General features: G+C 63.8%; 19 protein-coding genes. 14 read left to right on the forward strand and 5 right to left on the reverse strand.

Features of this window, described 5'->3' with window-relative positions:
• Positions 1 to 11 precede the first annotated feature (11 nt).
• The 6 genes from GDR53_RS03510 (at position 12) to GDR53_RS03535 (ending at position 4,736) form a co-directional block, all read left to right on the forward strand.
• Positions 12 to 827 carry a uracil-DNA glycosylase gene (locus GDR53_RS03510; protein WP_193336721.1) on the forward strand — a complete coding sequence of 272 codons (816 nt, stop codon included), beginning with the start codon at positions 12 to 14 and terminating at the stop codon, positions 825 to 827.
• Positions 828 to 941: 114 nt separating this feature from the next.
• A complete protein-coding gene (locus tag GDR53_RS03515) occupies positions 942 to 2,270 on the forward strand; it encodes an MFS transporter (RefSeq protein WP_193336722.1) in 1,329 nt (442 codons plus the stop codon).
• Positions 2,248 to 2,784, forward strand: coding sequence for a molybdenum cofactor biosynthesis protein B (gene moaB / locus GDR53_RS03520; RefSeq protein WP_193336723.1), 537 nt, complete (start codon positions 2,248 to 2,250; stop codon positions 2,782 to 2,784). The genes GDR53_RS03515 and moaB overlap by 23 nt, the downstream gene beginning before the upstream one ends.
• Before the next feature lie 196 nt (positions 2,785 to 2,980).
• Positions 2,981 to 3,439, forward strand: coding sequence for a hypothetical protein (locus GDR53_RS03525; RefSeq protein ID WP_193336724.1), 459 nt, complete (start codon positions 2,981 to 2,983; stop codon positions 3,437 to 3,439).
• A complete protein-coding gene (locus GDR53_RS03530; RefSeq protein WP_193336725.1) occupies positions 3,439 to 3,663 on the forward strand; it encodes a helix-turn-helix transcriptional regulator in 225 nt (74 codons plus the stop codon). The genes GDR53_RS03525 and GDR53_RS03530 overlap by 1 nt, the downstream gene beginning before the upstream one ends.
• Before the next feature lie 80 nt (positions 3,664 to 3,743).
• Positions 3,744 to 4,736, forward strand: a complete 993-nt coding sequence (locus GDR53_RS03535; RefSeq protein WP_193336726.1) for an NAD(P)-dependent alcohol dehydrogenase — start codon at positions 3,744 to 3,746, stop codon at positions 4,734 to 4,736.
• A 46-nt stretch (positions 4,737 to 4,782) separates the two neighbouring features.
• Here GDR53_RS03535 and GDR53_RS03540 read toward each other — a convergent pair whose 3' ends face one another.
• On the reverse strand, positions 4,783 to 6,255 hold the full coding sequence (locus tag GDR53_RS03540; protein WP_193336727.1) for an MDR family MFS transporter: 1,473 nt from the start codon (positions 6,253 to 6,255) through the stop codon (positions 4,783 to 4,785).
• Between the two features lie 409 nt (positions 6,256 to 6,664).
• Here GDR53_RS03540 and GDR53_RS03545 point away from each other — a divergent pair, with 409 nt between their 5' ends.
• On the forward strand, positions 6,665 to 7,813 hold the full coding sequence (locus GDR53_RS03545) for a PA0069 family radical SAM protein (RefSeq protein WP_193336728.1): 1,149 nt from the start codon (positions 6,665 to 6,667) through the stop codon (positions 7,811 to 7,813).
• Here GDR53_RS03545 and GDR53_RS03550 read toward each other — a convergent pair.
• Together GDR53_RS03550 and GDR53_RS03555 are read right to left on the reverse strand one after the other, a co-directional pair.
• Positions 7,810 to 8,502 (reverse strand): HAD family hydrolase, encoded by a 693-nt coding sequence (locus GDR53_RS03550; RefSeq protein ID WP_193336729.1) that lies wholly within the window; start codon positions 8,500 to 8,502, stop codon positions 7,810 to 7,812. The two genes, GDR53_RS03545 and GDR53_RS03550, sit on opposite strands and share 4 nt — an antisense overlap.
• 28 nt (positions 8,503 to 8,530) lie before the next feature.
• A complete protein-coding gene (locus tag GDR53_RS03555; RefSeq protein WP_193336730.1) occupies positions 8,531 to 9,121 on the reverse strand; it encodes a hypothetical protein in 591 nt (196 codons plus the stop codon).
• A 106-nt stretch (positions 9,122 to 9,227) separates the two neighbouring features.
• Between GDR53_RS03555 and GDR53_RS03560 the strand changes: the two genes are divergently transcribed.
• From GDR53_RS03560 to GDR53_RS03580, 5 genes are all read left to right on the forward strand, one after another.
• A complete protein-coding gene (locus GDR53_RS03560) occupies positions 9,228 to 9,917 on the forward strand; it encodes a ribonuclease HII (RefSeq protein ID WP_193336731.1) in 690 nt (229 codons plus the stop codon).
• Positions 9,918 to 9,990: 73 nt separating this feature from the next.
• Positions 9,991 to 11,124 (forward strand): site-specific DNA-methyltransferase, encoded by a 1,134-nt coding sequence (locus GDR53_RS03565; RefSeq protein WP_408639783.1) that lies wholly within the window; start codon positions 9,991 to 9,993, stop codon positions 11,122 to 11,124.
• A 192-nt stretch (positions 11,125 to 11,316) separates the two neighbouring features.
• Complete coding sequence (locus tag GDR53_RS03570) at positions 11,317 to 12,384, forward strand: DUF4037 domain-containing protein (RefSeq protein ID WP_193336733.1); 1,068 nt, start codon at positions 11,317 to 11,319, stop codon at positions 12,382 to 12,384.
• 120 nt (positions 12,385 to 12,504) lie between these two features.
• The gene (locus tag GDR53_RS03575; protein WP_193336734.1) at positions 12,505 to 13,095 is read left to right on the forward strand and encodes a TetR/AcrR family transcriptional regulator; all 591 of its coding nucleotides are present in this window, start codon (positions 12,505 to 12,507) and stop codon (positions 13,093 to 13,095) included.
• 49 nt (positions 13,096 to 13,144) lie between these two features.
• Positions 13,145 to 14,122 carry a zinc-binding dehydrogenase gene (locus GDR53_RS03580; RefSeq protein ID WP_193336735.1) on the forward strand — a complete coding sequence of 326 codons (978 nt, stop codon included), beginning with the start codon at positions 13,145 to 13,147 and terminating at the stop codon, positions 14,120 to 14,122.
• A 248-nt stretch (positions 14,123 to 14,370) separates the two neighbouring features.
• Here GDR53_RS03580 and GDR53_RS03585 read toward each other — a convergent pair whose 3' ends face one another.
• On the reverse strand, positions 14,371 to 15,249 hold the full coding sequence (locus tag GDR53_RS03585; protein WP_193336736.1) for an SDR family oxidoreductase: 879 nt from the start codon (positions 15,247 to 15,249) through the stop codon (positions 14,371 to 14,373).
• Positions 15,250 to 15,275: 26 nt separating this feature from the next.
• Positions 15,276 to 16,025, reverse strand: a complete 750-nt coding sequence (locus GDR53_RS03590; RefSeq protein ID WP_193336737.1) for an SDR family NAD(P)-dependent oxidoreductase — start codon at positions 16,023 to 16,025, stop codon at positions 15,276 to 15,278.
• Between the two features lie 152 nt (positions 16,026 to 16,177).
• Here GDR53_RS03590 and GDR53_RS03595 point away from each other — a divergent pair, with 152 nt between their 5' ends.
• Positions 16,178 to 16,762 carry a TetR/AcrR family transcriptional regulator gene (locus tag GDR53_RS03595; RefSeq protein ID WP_408639797.1) on the forward strand — a complete coding sequence of 195 codons (585 nt, stop codon included), beginning with the start codon at positions 16,178 to 16,180 and terminating at the stop codon, positions 16,760 to 16,762.
• An 88-nt stretch (positions 16,763 to 16,850) separates the two neighbouring features.
• Positions 16,851 to 17,216, forward strand: a complete 366-nt coding sequence (locus tag GDR53_RS03600; protein WP_193336738.1) for a cupin domain-containing protein — start codon at positions 16,851 to 16,853, stop codon at positions 17,214 to 17,216.
• The last annotated feature ends 35 nt before the right edge of the window (positions 17,217 to 17,251 follow it).

Raw genomic sequence — 17,251 nt, forward strand, 5'->3', positions numbered from 1 at the left:
TAACAGAGAACATGACCCAAGATCACCCGCTAAATCACGACGAAATGCTCGCCGTGCTGGATTGGTATCGCGCCGCCGGCGTCGATATCGCCGTGGGCGAAGAGCCGGTGGACCGGTTTGCGCAGCGCGCGCCGGCGCGGGCGGTGCCGGCTATGGTGGCCAATGTTGCGGCCGGCACGGCGGTGGCCGAACGGGCCACCGAGGCGCCGCTGCTGGGCGGCGACCCGGCTGAGGCGCGGAGCCTCGCCGCATCGGCACAGACGCTGGACCAATTGCAGGCCCTGCTGGACGCCTATGACGGCTGCGGGCTCAAGCTGCGGGCGACGCAGCTGGTGTTTGCCGATGGCAATCCGGAAGCCGACATCATGCTGATCGGCGAGGCGCCGGGCGCCGAGGAGGACCGGCAGGGCAAGCCGTTTGTCGGCAAGTCCGGGCAGTTGCTCGACCGCATGCTGGCGGCCATCGGGCTGGACCGCACCAAGGTCTATATCGCCAATACCGTGCCGTGGCGGCCGCCGGGCAACCGCACGCCGACGCCCGAGGAAATGGCGCTGTGCCTGCCCTTCCTGCAGCGGCAGGTTGAGCTGGTGTCGCCCAGGATCGTCATGACGCTGGGCGGGCCGGCAATGCAGACTATTTTCGACACCACTACCGGCATCATCAAGATGCGGGGCAAATGGGCGACTCTGAGCATTGGCAGCCATCAGGTCGAGGCGATTCCAACGCTGCATCCGGCCTATCTGCTGCGCAATGCGCCCGCCAAGGAGCAAGCCTGGGCGGATATGCTCAGCCTGCGGATGAAGCTCGACGCGCTGGGGCTCCGCTAGGGCGGAAAATCTCGTGGCCCGGCCGGTTTTTGATTGCACGCGTGGCCGAACGCCACCCTAATGTCACCGTTGCGTGATTTGCAGCCCGTTTCCTTCCGCAAAGCCGAAAGCGCCATGGCCTCCGTTATCAAGATCTACGCCCTGTTCCTGGGTTCGGCCCTGCTGATGTTCGGCGGCGGCCTGCAGGGACTGCTGCTGTCGGTACGTGGCGCCGAGGAGGGGTTTTCGCTGCTGTCGCTGGGCCTGATCGGCACCGGCTGGTCGGTGGGCTTTGTCGCCGGATCGATCACCGTGCCCATGGTGGTGCGCAAGGCCGGCCATATCCGCGCCTTCTCGGTGATGGCGGCGATCGGCACCATCACCATCCTGCTCAACCTGCTCTGGGTCAACGATGTCAGCTGGATCGTGCTGCGGGCGCTGAGCGGCTTCTGCTTTGCCGGCGCGGCGATGATCGTCGAAAGCTGGCTGAACGAAGTGGCCGAGAACAAGAGCCGTGGCACGATCTTTTCGATCTATGTGACCATCAACATGGCCGCCTCGACGCTGGGCCAGGTGGCCATGTCGGTCACCGGCACTGCCGGCTATGTGCCCTTCGTGCTGGGCGCCATCGCCTTTGCCTGCGCCATCCTGCCCACCGCGCTGACCTCGAGCCCGCAGCCGCGGCCGCTGTCCTCGGCCAAGATCGATATCGGCCTGCTCTACCGTACCTCGCCGGTAGCCGCGATTGCGGCGTTTTCCGTTGGCATGGCCAATGGCAGTTTCGGCACCCTGGCGCCGGTTTATGGCTATCAGCGCGGGCTCGACGCCAGCGGCATCGCGCTGCTGTTTGCCATTGCCGCCATTCTGGGCGCGGTGGCGCAGATCCCGTTCGGCCGGCTGTCTGACCGGATCGACCGGCGCATCGTGCTGATCGGGCTCTCCGGCTTTGCCTCGCTGGTCGGGATCCTGACCGTGCTGATCAACCCGGAAGCGGGCTGGATCATGTATGTGCTGTTTGCCGCCTATGGCTTTGCCGCCAACCCGATCTATGCCGTGGCGGTGGCCCATGCCAATGACTATGCCAAGGATGGCGAATTCGCCAAGATTGCCGGCGGCATGCTGCTGATCCTGGGCATCGGGCTGGCCATCGGGCCGGCCGTGGCATCGCTGATCATGGGCGCCTGGTCGCCGGTGGGGCTGTTCATCGTCACCGCCGCCTTCCATGGCGCGCTGGCGATCACCGCCTATCTGCGCATGCGCATCCGCAAGAGCGTCGACGTGGCGGGCCGGGCGCCGTTCCAGCCGATGGGCAATGACCGCCAGGTGACGCCGGAGAGCTTCGTGCTCGATCCGCGCGCCGATCCGGAAGATTTCGAGATGGATGTGGACGAGGCCCCTGTGCCCGAGGAACTGGCCAGCGTGCATGACGAGGAGAACACCAATGTTCAAGACCGACCGGTTTGAGGACCGCGCCTTCAAGCCGCTCTCGATCGCTGTCATCGCCGTGTCGGACACCCGCACGCTCGAGACCGATACCGGCGGCGCCCTGCTGAAATCGCTGCTGGAGGCCGATGGGCACAATTGTGCCGCACGGGTGGTGGTGCGCGACGATATCCAGCTGATCCGCCAGGCGGTGCAGGGCTTTGTCGCCGATCCGAGTGTCGACGTGATCGTGACCACGGGCGGTACCGGCTTTTCCGGTCGCGACGTGACGCCCGAGGCCGTCGAGCCGCTGTTCGACAAGCGGATGGAGGGGTTTTCGGTGCTGTTCCACCAGTATTCGGCCACGACCGTGGGCACCAGCTCGCTGCAGTCGCGCGCCACCGGCGGGCTGATCGGCACGACTTTTGTCTTCTGCCTGCCCGGCTCGCGCGGCGCCTGCCGTGACGCCTGGGAGGGCATTCTCAGCCACCAGCTCGACTACCGCCACAAGCCCTGCAATTTCGTCGAACTGATGCCGCGGCTGGCCGAACGCTAGGCCGCCAACTCGTCTGTTCCATCACCTCCCTGCGATCCTGCCCCAAGGTCAGATCGACACCGCAGGTCGCCCTCGCACAGGTGACTGCCACGCCAAATGTCATCTGCACATAACGTGATGTATATTTTTCTTTACATCGCGTTCGAAATTTTGGATATAATGTTCGAAATGATGGACAAGGCAGGTTGCTATGTCGATGCGCGAGAAAACGTCCTGGATCGCAGTGCTGACGACGCTGGTGATATGGAGCTACTATTTCAGCGTGTTCTGGATCAACGCGCTCAATGGCCGGATCGATGGCGTCGAGTTGCGTACCCTTTTCATCATCTGCATGGGTTTGTCGGTGGTGATCATGCTGAGCCTCACCATCGCGGTGGCCGTGATGGCGCGGCAATCGCTGGACGCGGCGCCCGATGAACGCGAACGCCAGATCGAGGCCAGGGCGGACAGCATCGGCTTCAAGCTGCTCGAAGTGCTGGTGCCGATCGTCCTGATCGGCGGCCTGCTCAATCTCGACGTCATTCGCGGCGCCTTTCCCGCAGATCCCGTCGGGAGCACGGCGATCCTGTTCGCCAACGGTTTCCTCATGACCATGGTCGTCACCGAATTGGTGCGCGAAAGCGTCAAGATCGTCCTGTTCCGGATGGCGGCCTGATGCCCCCTCCCCCGATCAGCAATGCCATCCGGCGACTGCGCTTCGAGCATGGCGAGATGACCCAGCAGGAGCTGGCAAACCGGATCGGCATGACACGGCAGACGGTCGCCGCGATCGAGCAGAACAAGTACTCGCCGTCTCTGGAAGCAGCGTTCCGTATTGCCGAGGTCTTCGACGTGGAGATCGGTGCCGTCTTCCAGTGGAAGAAGACCGGTACGCCCTGACGTCAGAACCATTACCAGGATGCGAGCCACCCCGGCCCTGCTGGGACGCACGCCCCTCAGGCTTGAATCTGGAGAGTATCATGCAAGCTGCCGTGCAGACTGCCTATGGCGCGCCCGACGTTGTCGTCGTCCGCGACATCCCCAAGCCAGTGCCCGGAGAAGATGAGGTGCTGGTGCGCATCGTCGCGACCACGGTAACCTCGGGCGATGCTCGTCTGAGGGCGTTTCGCGTGCCTGCGGCCTTCTGGCTGCCGGCCAGACTTTTCCTGGGTATCCGCAAGCCCAAGCGCGCCATCCTGGGATCCGAGTTCTCTGGCGAGATCGAGGCCATTGGCCGGGACGTGCGCCGGTTCAGGATCGGCGATCGGGTCTTTGGCATGCAGGTCTATGGCGCGCATGCACAATACAAGATCGTGCCGGAAACTGCTGCGCTGACCACGATGCCGGACAATCTCGATTTCAACGAGGCAGCCGCCTTGCCGTTCGGCGCCATGACGGCGCTGTACTTTCTGCAGCGCGCAAAAATCCAGCCCGGAGCGCGGGTGCTGGTCTATGGCGCAAGCGGTGCAGTGGGGTGCTTTGGGGTGCAACTGGCCAGGCATTTCGGTGCCCATGTCACGGCGGTAACCAGCACCGGCAATTTGGGCCTGATGCGCGAATTGGGTGCCGACGCCGTCATCGACTACAAGACGACCGATTTCGCCCGGACCGGCGCGCGCTATGATGTGGTCATGGACACGGTCAACCGGGTCTCGGTCGGCCAGTTTCGGAAAATCGCTGCCCTTGGAGCGTGCCTGCTGGCTGTCGATGCCGGCGGGGGCATGTTCCTGCGCGCTGGCCTTGCCAGACTTTTGCGAGGGCCCCGGATCATTGTCGGCATGGCAACGGAAACGCTGGCGGACCTCGAGACCATCCGCTCCCTGGCGCAGTCGGGTGCAATTCGGGCCACGATCGACAGCACGCTGCCGCTGGCGCGCATCGCGGAGGCACACGCTCTGGTCGACAGCGGTCGCAAGCGCGGCGCGGCGGTGATCACCGTAGCGGAGGCAAGGCCGGGCGTGCCCGCATCATGAGAACGCGGCGCCGGGAGGACCCGGCGCCGCCTGAAACGCGCTGATGCTAATGGGCCGCGTGGCCCGGCATGCCGCCGCCTTCGGGCTTGCGCACGAAGAAGGCGGTGAGGACGGCGAAGAGCGAGATCACCGCGCCAACAAGGAAAGCCAGCTGGATGCCGCCGGCCAGGGCGCTGACCGGTTCGAGGCCGTCGCCGGCCAGGGCCTGGGTGCGGATGGTCATCAGCGCGACGAAGAGCGCGATGCCCGCGGCGCCAGCCACCTGCTGTACCGAGCCGAGGATGGCGCTGCCATGGGAGTACATTTCCTTGCGCACCGAGCCCAGGGCGGCGGTGAACAGCGGGGTGAATACCAGAGCCAGGCCGATGCTGATGATGATGTGGCCGACCAGGATGGCCCATACCGAGGTGTGCTGGTCAACGCGGGTCAGGGCCCAGAGCACGGCCGATACCAGGGCCGTGCCGGGCACCAGGAGCTTGGTGGGGCCGATACGGTCATAGAGCCGGCCGACCGGCGGCGCCAGCAGGCCCATCAGAAGGCCGCCGGGCAGCAGCAGCAGACCGGTCTGCAGCGTGTCGAGACCGAGCACATTCTGGGTATAGATGGGCAGCAGGATCACGGTGCCGAACAGGGCCATCATGGCGACGGCCATGGTCAGCACCGAGAAGGTATAGTTGCGCGACAGGAAGGTGCGCAGGTCGAGCAGCGCCTTGTCCTGGCGCGACAGCACGATCTGGCGCCAGACAAAGATCGCCATGCCGACGAGGCCGACGACCAACGGCAGCCAGAGCGGGAAGGCCGCGCCGACATGCTCGCCCTCGCCCAGGCTGGACAGGCCATAGACCAGGCCGCCAAAGCCGACCGCCGAGAGCAGCACCGAAATGATGTCGAGCGGCGCATAGCGCGGCGTGGTGACGTTCTGCATCTTGCTGCTGCCCACGGCAAGGGCGCCCAGGGCGATGGGCAGCATGAGGATGAACATCCAGCGCCATTCGAGATAGGCCAGGATGAAGCCGCCAATGGTGGGGCCAATGGCCGGCGCTACCGAAATGACGATGGAGATATTGCCCATGGTCTTGCCGCGCGATTCCGGCGGCACCAGGGTCATCACCGTGGTCATCAGCAGCGGCATCATGATGGCAGTGCCGACGGCCTGGATGATGCGGCCGACAATCAGCAGTTCGATGCCGGGGGCGGCGGCGCAGATCGCGGTGCCCAGGGTAAAGGTCGACATGGCCAGCATGAAGACGGGGCGGGTGTTCATGCGCTGCAGCAGGAAGCCGGTAATGGGGATGACGATAGCCATGGTGAGCAGGAAGGCCGTGGTCAGCCACTGCGCAATATTGGGCAGGATGTTCAGATCGGCCATCAGCTGGGGAATGGCCACGCTCATCATCGTCTCGTTGAGAAAGACGACAAAAGTCGAGCCCAGCAGCAGCGCGATCACCAGCCGGTTGCGGGCGGCATTGTCAGTAATGTCCGGCGGCGCGCCGTCCATTGTGGTGTCCTGGGTGGTCATGAAAAGCTATCCCTCGCATAAAATCCGGCAGTGTCGCCAGCATGACGGCCGGCAGTGGCTGAAATCGACGCCAGCATGGTCGTTTGCCGTGACAATCGGTGTCAGCAATGGGTCGACCCGCGACGCCAGCGCCAGCGGGGCGGAGGCAACACAGTGAAACAGTTGTGGCAACCGGGCTGGCCAGGCCAGGCCGCGCGACACAGCGGGATGGCTTAATCCGGATCCTCGGCAGCGTCCATTCGCCCCATCACATAGCTGCCTTGTGCGACCGGGCGGGTAGCTGACCCTGCAGTACCAAAGGTGAACAAACACGGTATTGTTCTTGTTCTGTTCTGCGGGAACTGTTACATCCTGGGACGCGTTGTTCAGTCACGATTCGACTGCTTCACGTTCGGCAGGAGACGTTTGCATGGCCCTTTATCAAGCCCCGTCCTTTGAAGCGCTCGAGCAGCTCAGCCGCAGCCGCGACGCCGACCTGGCGCGGCGCGAACTGCTCGATGTCAGCCGCATCCGCGGCCGAGGCGCGCAGAGCAATCGTAACGGCCGGTTCGAAAAGCAGACGCGCGAGAGCTTCGATGACGGCTGGGACAATGTCGAGCCGCTGTCGATCTTCGAGACCGTGGAACACAACGAGCGCGCCAAGACCATCATCACGTCCAATGACAGCCCGGACATCGGCTTCGAGCGCTCGATCAATGCCTATCGCGGCTGCGAGCATGGCTGTTCCTACTGCTATGCCAGGCCGACGCATGCCTTTCTGGGCCATTCGGCCGGCATCGAGTTCGAGCGCGACATCTATGTCAAAACCAATGCGGTCGAGGCGCTACGCGCCGAGCTGGGAGCAAAAAGCTACCGGGTCAAGCCCATTGCCATGGGCACCAATACCGACCCCTACCAGCCGGCCGAGCGCAAGCACAAGCTGACGCGCGGCATTCTGGAAGTCATGCTGGAGACCAAGCATCCGGTGATGATCACCACCAAATCATCGCTGATCATCCGCGATCTCGACCTGCTGACTGAACTGGCCAAGCTGGGCCTGGTCAAGGTCGCGATCTCGATGACCTCGATGGACCACAAGCTCAGCCGGCGCATGGAGCCGCGCGCCTCCTCCCCTGCCCGGCGGCTCGAAGCCATTCGCCTGCTCAGCGAAGCGGGCGTGCCGGTGGCGGTGTTCGCTTCGCCGATGATTCCGGCGATCAACGACATGGAGCTCGAGCGCATTCTCGACGCCGCGGCGGCGCAGGGCGCCACCAGTGCGCAGATGATCCTTCTGCGGCTGCCGGGCGAGGTGCGCGACGTGTTCCGCGAATGGCTGCTGCGGCACTTCCCCGACCGGGTACGCCATGTGCTGGCGCTGGTGCGCGATACGCGCGGCGGCAAGGATTATGACAGCCGCTTCGGCACCCGCATGACCGGCGAAGGGCCCTATGCCACGCTGCTGCGACAGCGTTTCGACAAAGGCCGCGAGCGCTATGGCCTCGACGGCAAGCTGCCCGGGCTGCGCAATGACCTGTTCGTGCCGCCCAAGGTCGAAAGCGCGCAGATGAGCCTGTTCTAGGCCGGCGCGCCAAGCGGAATGCGCAGCGTGTCGCCGATGATGTCCAGCACGGCCGGATCGTCATAGCCATCGGCGGAGAGCACGGCACCGGCGGCGCGCAACTGGGCATCGTCGAGGCTGGTGCGCAGGCCGATGGTGGCGAGGCCCGCCGCTGTGGCCGAGGCAATGCCGGTGCGTGAATCCTCGAAAGCCACCGAAATGGCCGCATCGGCGCCCAGCAGCCGGAGCCCTTCGAGATAGGGCAGCGGATGGGGCTTGCCGTGGGCCAGTTCGGCACCGATCACCAGCGCCTGGAACCGGTGAGTGATACCCAGGCCATTGAGGATCAGTTCAGCATTGGCGCGCGGCGCATTGGTAACGGCGGCCATGGCTATGCCGGCGGCATCAGCCAGATCGAGCAGGGCGAAAAGCCCCGGTACCGCGTGGATCGCCGTTGCCGCCAGTTCGCGAAACACCGCCTCCTTGTGGTCGAGCACCGCCATGCCCTCGGCGGGCGACAGGCCGGGCAGAATCCTCGCGGCAATATCGACATTGGCCAGTCCCTGCAATTCGCGGGCAAAGCGGGTTTTGTCGAACTGCTGTCCAAAGGGCGCGAAGGCGCGGTTGAAGGCCTCCAGATGCAGCGGATCGGTATCGGCCAGCGTGCCATCAATATCAAACAGCAGCGCGGCGCCAGGCGTCGGGATCATCAGTCGTTCCGTTCGAGAGTTAGAGACTTCAGTATTGCGCGACCCGGCGGGCATAGCTGGACATGAAATCGAGCGAGGCGGTGACGCCGCGCATGGATAGCCTGACGGATTTGCTGGCGGTCTTGCCGCCGGTCAGCGGCACGATCATGGTCACGGCATTGCGCCGCTTCATCTGCTCGATCAGCGTGTCCCTGCGGGCCGGATCGGCGACATAATAGCGGTTGGTGGTGTTGTAGCGCGTTTCCAGGTCGATGCCGAAAGCATAGGCTTGGGGCGTATCGCCGGCAAAGCTCAGGCGCAGCGGCCGGCTGGTATCGACCGCGACATTGTCCGCCGCCACGGTGACGGCGACATCGAGTTCGCCGGTCAACCGGTTGCGCAGCAGCGTCAGCTGATAGGCCGGCAGATTGGCGGCGTTGAGTTCCTGGCTGCTGGTGCTGGCAAAGCAGGAGGTGCCGTAAAAATCGGTGGCATCCTCATTGATCACATCCGGACAGACGGCCAGCCAGTCGTAGTGATATTCGCGCCATTCGCCATAGGGGTGGTGGAAGGGCTCGGCGGCCAGCGGCAGGGCGGCGGCCAGCGTCAGGACAAGGGCGGTGCCCAATCGTGCAATCATCTATATGGTTTCCCGGTGCTGCCCCCAGCGCGCCAGCTATAGCAGGCGCGCGCGATGACAACAGCCCAGCGTGTTGACTTGATCGCTGCAAAAGCGATGTTGAACCATGATGTTCGATTCGTCCCTCCAGACCGCGCCCGACTATAGCCACGAGTCCGACCTCAGGGGCCGGGGCGCGCGCGTGGTGGCCGGGGTCGACGAGGCCGGCCGCGGGCCGCTGGCCGGGCCGGTGGTGGTGTCGGCGGTGGTGCTGGACCCAAACCGCATTCCGCCCGGGCTCAATGATTCCAAGAAGCTGAACGAAGAGCAGCGCGAGGCGCTGTTCGCGCAGGTGATGGCGTCGGCTTTGGCCATCAGCGTGGTGGTGGCGCCGCCCTCGATCATCCTCAGCCACAATATCCGCGGGGCCACCCTGTGGGCCATGGCTCAGGCGACCATCGGCCTCTCGCTCCGACCCGACCGCGTGCTGATCGACGGACGCGACGTGCCTATGGGCCTGCCCTGTGAGGGGCTCGCGCTGATCGGCGGGGACGGCCGCAGCGTCTCCATCGCCGCGGCCTCGATCGTCGCCAAGGTGACGCGCGACCGGATGTGCGCGATCATGGACTGCGATGCGCCGGCTTTCGGCTTTGCCGGGCACAAGGGCTATGGCACGGCGCGACACATGGCGGCGCTCAGCCAGCATGGCCCCTGCCGGCACCACCGCGAAGCCTTTGCCCCGGTTGCCGAAGCGCGGCTGCGGCTGCTGGCCCTGGCCGACCTGACCCTGCCCGAAGCCGCCTTAACCTCCTGCTAACCCTTTGAAAAAACGCTCCATTAACCCTGGAGCGCTATAACGGGGCTGTTAGTACTGCGTTAGGGTTAAGTGTATGTTGCGTACCGCGCGTATGGCTCCAGTTGAAGCCGCGGAAGAGGCACAGCGTCTTCCCATCGATTCCATTCTGGTGGGCGATTGCATCGACCACATGAACGCCCTGCCCGCCGGGTCGGTCGATCTGGTGTTTGCCGATCCGCCCTATAACCTGCAGCTCGACCAGGGCCTCACCCGCCCCGACCAGAGCAAGGTCGATGCGGTTGACGATGACTGGGACAAGTTCGACAGCTTCGCCCATTATGACAAGTTCACTCGCGCCTGGCTGGCCGCGGCGCGCCGGGTGCTCAAGCCGGATGGGGCGCTGTGGGTCATCGGCAGCTACCACAACATCTTCCGGGTGGGTTCGGCGCTGCAGGATCTCGACTACTGGATGCTCAACGACGTGATCTGGCGCAAGGCCAATCCGATGCCCAATTTCCGCGGCACGCGCTTTACCAATGCGCATGAGACGCTGATCTGGGCGGCCAAGAGCCAGAAGAGCCGCGTCACCTTCAACTATGAAGCCATGAAGCTGGCCAATGACGATACGCAGATGCGCAGCGACTGGCTGTTTCCCATCTGCACCGGTGCCGAGCGGCTCAAGAATGACGATGACGAGAAGGTGCATCCGACGCAGAAGCCGGAAGCCCTGCTGTTCCGCATCCTCAATGCCACGACCAAGCCGGGCGACGTGATCCTCGATCCCTTCTTCGGCACCGGCACGACCGGCGCCGTGGCACGCAAGCTGGGGCGGCACTTCATCGGCATCGAGCGCGAAGAAAGCTATATCAATGCCGCGCTCAAGCGCATTGCGGCGATCCGCCCGGGCGTGTTCGAGGCGCTGCAATCGGTGACGCCCAAGCGCAAGGAAGTGCGCATTCCCTTCGGCTCGCTGATCGAGCAGGGATTAATCGAACCGGGCACGCAACTTTTCGACTTAACGAAACGTTACTTCGCCATGGTTCGTGCAGACGGCTCACTCGTCTCCGGTTCCCATCAAGGTTCGATCCACAAGGTCGGCGCTTTGGTTCAAGGGGCTGAAGCATGCAATGGGTGGACTTTCTGGCACCACGAACAAGCGGGCCGCACAGCCCCGATCGACCTCCTTCGAGCGGATGTGCGGGCGCAACTGGAATTAATGTCTGCCTGATTTTGACCTCCAATCATTCAGGTTCTTTCCTTAGGCCACCGGTTTGCCCCGGTGGCCTTTTTGTTTGAACTTATCCTCCAAAGCTTCGGGACAGCTCGTGGATCAAACTGGCAGGTGCCGGCTTTCCTGTTGCCTGCCAAGGGTAATCCGCGTTCTCTGTCTGACCTTTCCACATTGCAACAGGGGGCATTGATGCAGGGGATCGAACTCTCCCGCCGTTTCTATGGCGATATCGTGCGGCCCTGGCTTGCCGAGGTGGCGCCGGACCTGCAGCATAGCGCGGCATTGATCGGCTATGGCTCGGAGCTGCTGGGCTTTGACGATGAGACGTCGCGAGACCACAACTGGGGGCCGCGGGTGCATATCATCCTCTCCAGAGCTGATTTCGACGCCCAGGCACAGCGCCTGGTGGCGGCGTTTGCCAAGGTCGCGCCGACGCGCTTCCTGGGAGAGCCCATCGGCTGGCGCAGCCGGCCCCATCCGGCCGCAAGCGGTCCCGAGGCCATGGGCGCGGTTGAGCACGGCCTGGAGTTCCACACGCTCGAAGCCCGGCTGGAGGCGCATCTTGGCCTGCGGTCACTTGACCAGCTGAGTGCTCTCGACTGGCTCGATTTTGCCGAACAGAAGCTGCTGGCCTTCACCGCTGGCACCGTCTTTCACGACGACGACAACCGCCTGAGCCAGGCCCGGGCGCAACTCGCCTATTTTCCCGATGACGTCTGGCGCTACAAGATCGCCTGCCAGTGGCGCCGCATTGCCGAGGAGCAGGCCTTTGTCGGCCGCGCCGGACAGGTGGGCGACGATCTGGGCTCGCGCGTCATTGCCGCCCGGCTGGTGCGGGACGTCATGCGCATGGGCTTCCTGCTCGAGCGCCGCTATGCCCCCTATGCCAAGTGGTTCGGCAGCGGCTTTGCGCGCCTGCCCGTCGCCGAGGCCCTCTCGCCGCATCTGGAACGGGCATTGCGCTCGGAGCACTGGACGGCGCGCGGCGAGGCTTTGGCAGCGGCCTATCTGGTGCTGGCGCAGCAGCAGAACCGACTGGGCATTGCCCCGTTCACCCCCGTTCTGGGGCCCTACCATGAGCGGCCCTTCATCACCATCAATGCCGATGATGCGATAGAAGCGGCGCGGGGGGCGATCAAGGACCCGGCCATCAGGCAGCTGCCGGTCATTGGTTCTCTCGATCAGGTAACCGACCTGACCCCCGTGCTAGAGGATGCCAGGCTGTCGCGGCGCTTGATGCAGCAGTTGCCGCGCTGAGCCGCCCCGCCCAAGGCAGATCCGCTGCAGCGTTATCATCAAGGACCAACCCGCCTGCCGCAGAAGCAAACACTTCCCGCCTGACTAGACGACCGGTCTATTCTGTCCTATATGAGCCTCATGACCGAGCCTCGCAAATCCGACCAGACCCGCCAGCGCATCCTCGATACGGGGCGCGGCCTCGTGCTCAAGGTCGGGTTTACCGGCATGGGTCTGCAAGCGCTTCTGGCTGCCAGCAGCGTCCCCAAAGGGTCATTCTACCACTACTTCCCCTCCAAGGAGGCGTTTGGCTGCGCCATGGTCGAGGACTATGTCGCCGACTATCTTGGCCGCATGGACGCCTTGGCGGCCCTGCCGCAATCGGGTGGCGCGCGATTGCTGCGCTACTGCCAGGCCTGGCTGGCCACTGACCCCGGCCAGTCGATCACCGAGACCTGCCTGGTGGTCAAGCTGGCCAGCGAAATCCCGGACATGTCGGAGGACATGCGGCGGCTTCTCGATGCCGGCGTCACGGCGCTGCTGCAGCGGCTGGAGCGTATCGTGCGCGATGGCATTGCCGATGGCTCGATCCAGTCGCTGGCCGACCCTGCCGAAGCATCCCGCCTGCTCTATGGGCAATGGCTTGGCGCCGCCGTCCTGAGCAAACTGGGCAAGAGCCAGCAGCCCCTGCAAGACGCGCTGAGCGACACACGCCGCCGCTTCATAGCCTGATCCTTCGCTTCCCCTTCCATCAACCATCGACCTTGAAAAGGAGCTCGCCATGCGCGCAGCCATCTATGACACTTTCGGCAATCCTGCGGACGTCACCAAGCTGGGCGAGGTGCCCCAGCCCCAACCCGGCAAGGGCGAGGTGCGGATCCGCATGATCCTCTCGCCGATCCACAATCACGATCTGTGGACCACGCGCGGCAGCTATGGCTACAGGCCCAGCCTGCCCGCCATTGGCGGCACCGAAGCTGTCGGCACGGTGGACGCCGTGGGTGACGGCGTTGATGCAACCCTGATCGGCAAGCGCGTCGCTGCCGGTGGTGTGCAGGGCAGCTGGGCCGAGTATTTCATCGCCGCCGCCAATGGTGTCGTTCCCCTGCCCGAGGCCATTTCCGACGAAGCAGCAGCCCAGCTGATCGCCATGCCCTTCAGCGCCATTTCGCTGCTCGACGTGCTGCAGGCCAAAGCCGGTGACTGGATCGTCCAGACCGCCGCCAATGGCGCGGTGGGCAAGGTGCTGGGCGCGCTGACGGCGGCGCATGGCATTGGCCTGGTCAATCTGGTGCGCCGTCAGGAAGCCGTGGCGGAACTGACCGCGCTGGGCATGACCAACGTCATCGCCACCTCGGACGCCGACTGGGTCGAGCAGGTCAAGGCCATTACCGGTGCCAAGGGCGCCCGTTCGGCCGTGGATTCGGTGGGCGGCGAAGTTGGCGCCAGGTTGATCGACGTGCTCGGCCAGGATGGGGAATTGGTGATTTTCGGCACCGCGACGGGCGAACCAATGCCCTTGAACTCGGGCGCGCTGATCTTCAAGCAGATCACCATCAAGGGCTTCTGGGGCTCCAAGGTCAGCACGGCAATGGACGGCGCCAAGAAGGGCAAGCTGATCGGCGAACTGATCACCCTGGCCGTGGCCGGCAAGCTACCGCTGCCCGTCGGCGGAGTTTTCGATCTCGCCGATGCCGCCAAGGCCATGGACGCCGCCCAGGTACCCGGCCGCGCCGGCAAGATCCTGATCCGCCCCTGAGCGAGCCCAGGGCCCGCCGCGCTGGCGGGCCCTGGCTAGCCTGGCCCGGCGAGCTCTGCTTGCCGGGCAAACGAACAGAATTGATCGAGACCGGAACTGCGCACCAAGTTAATGGCATCAGCCGACCCCATTTCGGCCGTTCCCAATAAAGTGGCGTCTCGGAAGACGCGGTTCCGCGTGCTCAGCCTTGATATCGCTATCAGCGACAGCGCACCAAAACGATCGCATCAGATAAGGTGCCCATGCCGTTACCGCACCGACCGCTCGATATCTCCAATAAAGCTTGACGGGTTGGCTGGCGACCAGTTCAGGCTGGTTTTGGTCAACGCCGCCGACGCCGGTGCATCCATGCCAATCGGCCCTGCCAGCGCGCCGAAGTGCGTTCTGGCATCGTCCGGCGATAGTGACACGACGGGCAGATTCAGGCGGTCGCCGATCGCCTGCGCAATGGACTGCAGCGCAACGCCTTCCTCCCCCACCGCATGGTAGCGAGCTCCGGCATCACCTTTCTCCACGGCCAGGCGATAGAGCGAGGCGGTGTCGAGCCGATGCACGGCGGCCCAGCGGTTGAGCCCGTCCCCGACATAGGCGGAGATATTCTTCTCGCGGGCAATGGCCATCATATAGGTGGCAAAACCCTGCCGATTGCGGTCATGCACCTGCGACATGCGCACCACCGAGGCCCTGACACCACGACCAGCCAAGGCCATGGCCGCTTGTTCGGACCGGCGGGGCGAGGCGCCGCCCGACGGCTCGAGATCGGCTTCCGTTGCCGGTCGACCGGATACAACCGGTAGGCCCGAGGTGATGACGAATGGCCGCTGCGATCCCTCTAGGGCGTTTCCAATCGCAACAATGGCCCACTGATCGGCTTCAGCGCTGGCGCTGAAATTGGCGAAGTCATGGTTGAAGGCCGTATGGATGACGGCATCGGCTTTGGCCACGGCCGAGCGGAGGCTTTCTGCATCCGCCAGGTCACCGTGGTGAACCTCCGCGCCTGCTGCCGCAAGCGCCTCGGCCGATTGCTCGGATCGCGCCAGGCCGATGACGCCATGGCCCGCCCCGATCAGTTCAGCAACAAGGGCGGAGCCGACAAAGCCGGTGGCGCCGGTCACAAATATGCGCATCTTGGACTACTCTCCGGCCCGGTCCATTACCAAGCCACCGGGCCGTTCTCGTCCGAGAATGTCCCCGTTGGGCCTTCGGCACCAATCAGGGCCAGTTCGATGGCGCGACGCGCACCCTGTTCGGGAGTGCGGGCCCCCGAAAAGTTGTTGAGGGCAGTGCCAGTATGACCTGGGCAGGCGATATTGACCTTGATGTTTGTGGCTTCAAGGGTGAGCGCAAAAGCCAGGGTGGCGGCATGCGCCGCCGTCTTGGACGACGAATAATTGCCATACATTGTACGATGCGCGTTGTCGGGCTTGGAATTTTCGCCCATCGAACCGCCGGAACTGCCGATCGTCACGATCCGACCTGCAGGAGACTGACTGAGCAGTGGCAGCATGGCCTGGGTGACGGCGATGAGGCCGAAGACATTGGTATCCCAGACCGCCCGGACATCGTCGATATCAGCGGTGGCGAGGGAGTTGGTCTTCATGATTTCCGGAAAAGTCATGCCGGGACGGCCGGCATGGGAGACACCGGCATTGTTGATCAGGATATCGAGGCGGCCAAATTCGGCGCGAATGCGCTCGGCTGCAGCGGCGATCGAGGCCGCGTCCGTTACGTCCAACTGAACTGCATGGGCGGCGGCGCCGATGCTTTTGGCAACAGCGGTGCCGTTTTCGAGATTGCGCGAGCCGACCAGGACGGTGAGGCCCTGCTTTGCCAGTCCCTGCGCAATGGCGAGGCCAATGCCCTTATTGGCGCCCGTTACGAGGGCAATGCGTTGATCGGTCATGAGAGTATCTCCAGGTGATTTTTGTTGTGACGTCGTTGCGGTTCCGATAAACACAAGCGGAACATCTGTCCGTTTAAATACGGAACAATGTTCCGTTTAACAAGGAGTATTCCGTGGACGACGCTGATTTGGCGCGAAATGGGCTCTCAACGCTGGACGAACAGCCACAGGCCGGTGGGCGCCGGGCTGATGCCAAGCGCAATCTGGAAAGCCTTTTGCAGGCCGCAAAAGCGGTCTTTGCCGAGACGGGCGTTGATGCCCCCGTGCGCGAAATTGCCGAACGGGCGGGGGTCGGCGTGGGCACCTTCTACCGGCACTTCCCCCAGCGCTCGGATCTGATCGAGGCGGTGTTTCGGCAGGAAGTGGATGTCTGTGCCGCCGCAGCATCGACCATTGCGGCAGACCACGAGCCGGAGCAGGCGCTTATGCTCTGGATGGAGCGCTATCTCGATTTCATCGCCACCAAGCGTGGATTGGCGAAATCACTGCATACCGGCAATCCGGCTTTTGCCACCTTGCCTGCCTATTTCGAGACCCGCCTCAAACCGGCCTGCGCGGCGCTGTTGCAGGCTGCTGTAGCGGCTGGAAAGGTTCGTGACGACGTTGACGCATGGGACCTGCTGCGGGCGATAGCGCTGCTCTCCACCCCGGACCATGATGGCAAGCCCGACCATTCCAACCAGATGGTTTCATTGCTTCTCGATGGCCTGAAACGCGGCGCGACTAGTCCCGATTAATCGCCCCGCAGGTGAAATGCGGCACTGAGCATCGCGCTATTCCCCGAGATTTCTTAGGTCTGCCCTTACCATCGCATTTGAGGTTCATATGCTTTCCCCTACAACCCTCGAGGCCGCGTTCGAACGCGTAACAGATTACTGGTCGCCAAAGGTTATCGGCCAAGTCAACGATCAACTCCTCAAGGCGGCCAAGCTCAAGGGCGAACTCGTTTGGCATGCCCATGACGGCGAGGACGAACTGTTTTACATCGTAAAGGGATCGCTCCGGATCGAATTCGAGGATGGCCCAATCGATCTAGAGAAGGGCGATTTCCTGACCGTGCCGAAAGGCGTTCGTCACAATCCCGTCGCGCATGAGGAATGCTGGGTGCTGCTGATCGAGCCAGCCTCGACCAAGCACACCGGCGACGAGATGACGTCACGCACGCGAAGCCTGGAAGATCAGCTTGGCTAAAATCTCCGCGGTTCTATGCATTTTGCGCCCAAAAG

This window comes from Devosia beringensis, assembly GCF_014926585.1.
GTDB classification, from domain to species: domain Bacteria; phylum Pseudomonadota; class Alphaproteobacteria; order Rhizobiales; family Devosiaceae; genus Devosia; species Devosia beringensis.

Excerpts from the sequence above, each read along its gene's own strand:
- GDR53_RS03510 (WP_193336721.1), top strand. The coding sequence starts at position 12 with ATGACCCAAGATCACCCGCTAAATCACGACGAAATGCTCGCCGTGCTG.
- GDR53_RS03515 (WP_193336722.1), top strand. The coding sequence starts at position 942 with ATGGCCTCCGTTATCAAGATCTACGCCCTGTTCCTGGGTTCGGCCCTG.
- moaB (WP_193336723.1), top strand. The coding sequence starts at position 2,248 with ATGTTCAAGACCGACCGGTTTGAGGACCGCGCCTTCAAGCCGCTCTCG.
- GDR53_RS03525 (WP_193336724.1), top strand. The coding sequence starts at position 2,981 with ATGCGCGAGAAAACGTCCTGGATCGCAGTGCTGACGACGCTGGTGATA.
- GDR53_RS03530 (WP_193336725.1), top strand. The coding sequence starts at position 3,439 with ATGCCCCCTCCCCCGATCAGCAATGCCATCCGGCGACTGCGCTTCGAG.
- GDR53_RS03535 (WP_193336726.1), top strand. The coding sequence starts at position 3,744 with ATGCAAGCTGCCGTGCAGACTGCCTATGGCGCGCCCGACGTTGTCGTC.
- GDR53_RS03540 (WP_193336727.1), bottom strand. The coding sequence starts at position 6,255 with ATGACCACCCAGGACACCACAATGGACGGCGCGCCGCCGGACATTACT.
- GDR53_RS03545 (WP_193336728.1), top strand. The coding sequence starts at position 6,665 with ATGGCCCTTTATCAAGCCCCGTCCTTTGAAGCGCTCGAGCAGCTCAGC.
- GDR53_RS03550 (WP_193336729.1), bottom strand. The coding sequence starts at position 8,502 with ATGATCCCGACGCCTGGCGCCGCGCTGCTGTTTGATATTGATGGCACG.
- GDR53_RS03555 (WP_193336730.1), bottom strand. The coding sequence starts at position 9,121 with ATGATTGCACGATTGGGCACCGCCCTTGTCCTGACGCTGGCCGCCGCC.
- GDR53_RS03560 (WP_193336731.1), top strand. The coding sequence starts at position 9,228 with ATGATGTTCGATTCGTCCCTCCAGACCGCGCCCGACTATAGCCACGAG.
- GDR53_RS03565 (WP_408639783.1), top strand. The coding sequence starts at position 9,991 with ATGTTGCGTACCGCGCGTATGGCTCCAGTTGAAGCCGCGGAAGAGGCA.
- GDR53_RS03570 (WP_193336733.1), top strand. The coding sequence starts at position 11,317 with ATGCAGGGGATCGAACTCTCCCGCCGTTTCTATGGCGATATCGTGCGG.
- GDR53_RS03575 (WP_193336734.1), top strand. The coding sequence starts at position 12,505 with ATGACCGAGCCTCGCAAATCCGACCAGACCCGCCAGCGCATCCTCGAT.
- GDR53_RS03580 (WP_193336735.1), top strand. The coding sequence starts at position 13,145 with ATGCGCGCAGCCATCTATGACACTTTCGGCAATCCTGCGGACGTCACC.
- GDR53_RS03585 (WP_193336736.1), bottom strand. The coding sequence starts at position 15,249 with ATGCGCATATTTGTGACCGGCGCCACCGGCTTTGTCGGCTCCGCCCTT.
- GDR53_RS03590 (WP_193336737.1), bottom strand. The coding sequence starts at position 16,025 with ATGACCGATCAACGCATTGCCCTCGTAACGGGCGCCAATAAGGGCATT.
- GDR53_RS03600 (WP_193336738.1), top strand. The coding sequence starts at position 16,851 with ATGCTTTCCCCTACAACCCTCGAGGCCGCGTTCGAACGCGTAACAGAT.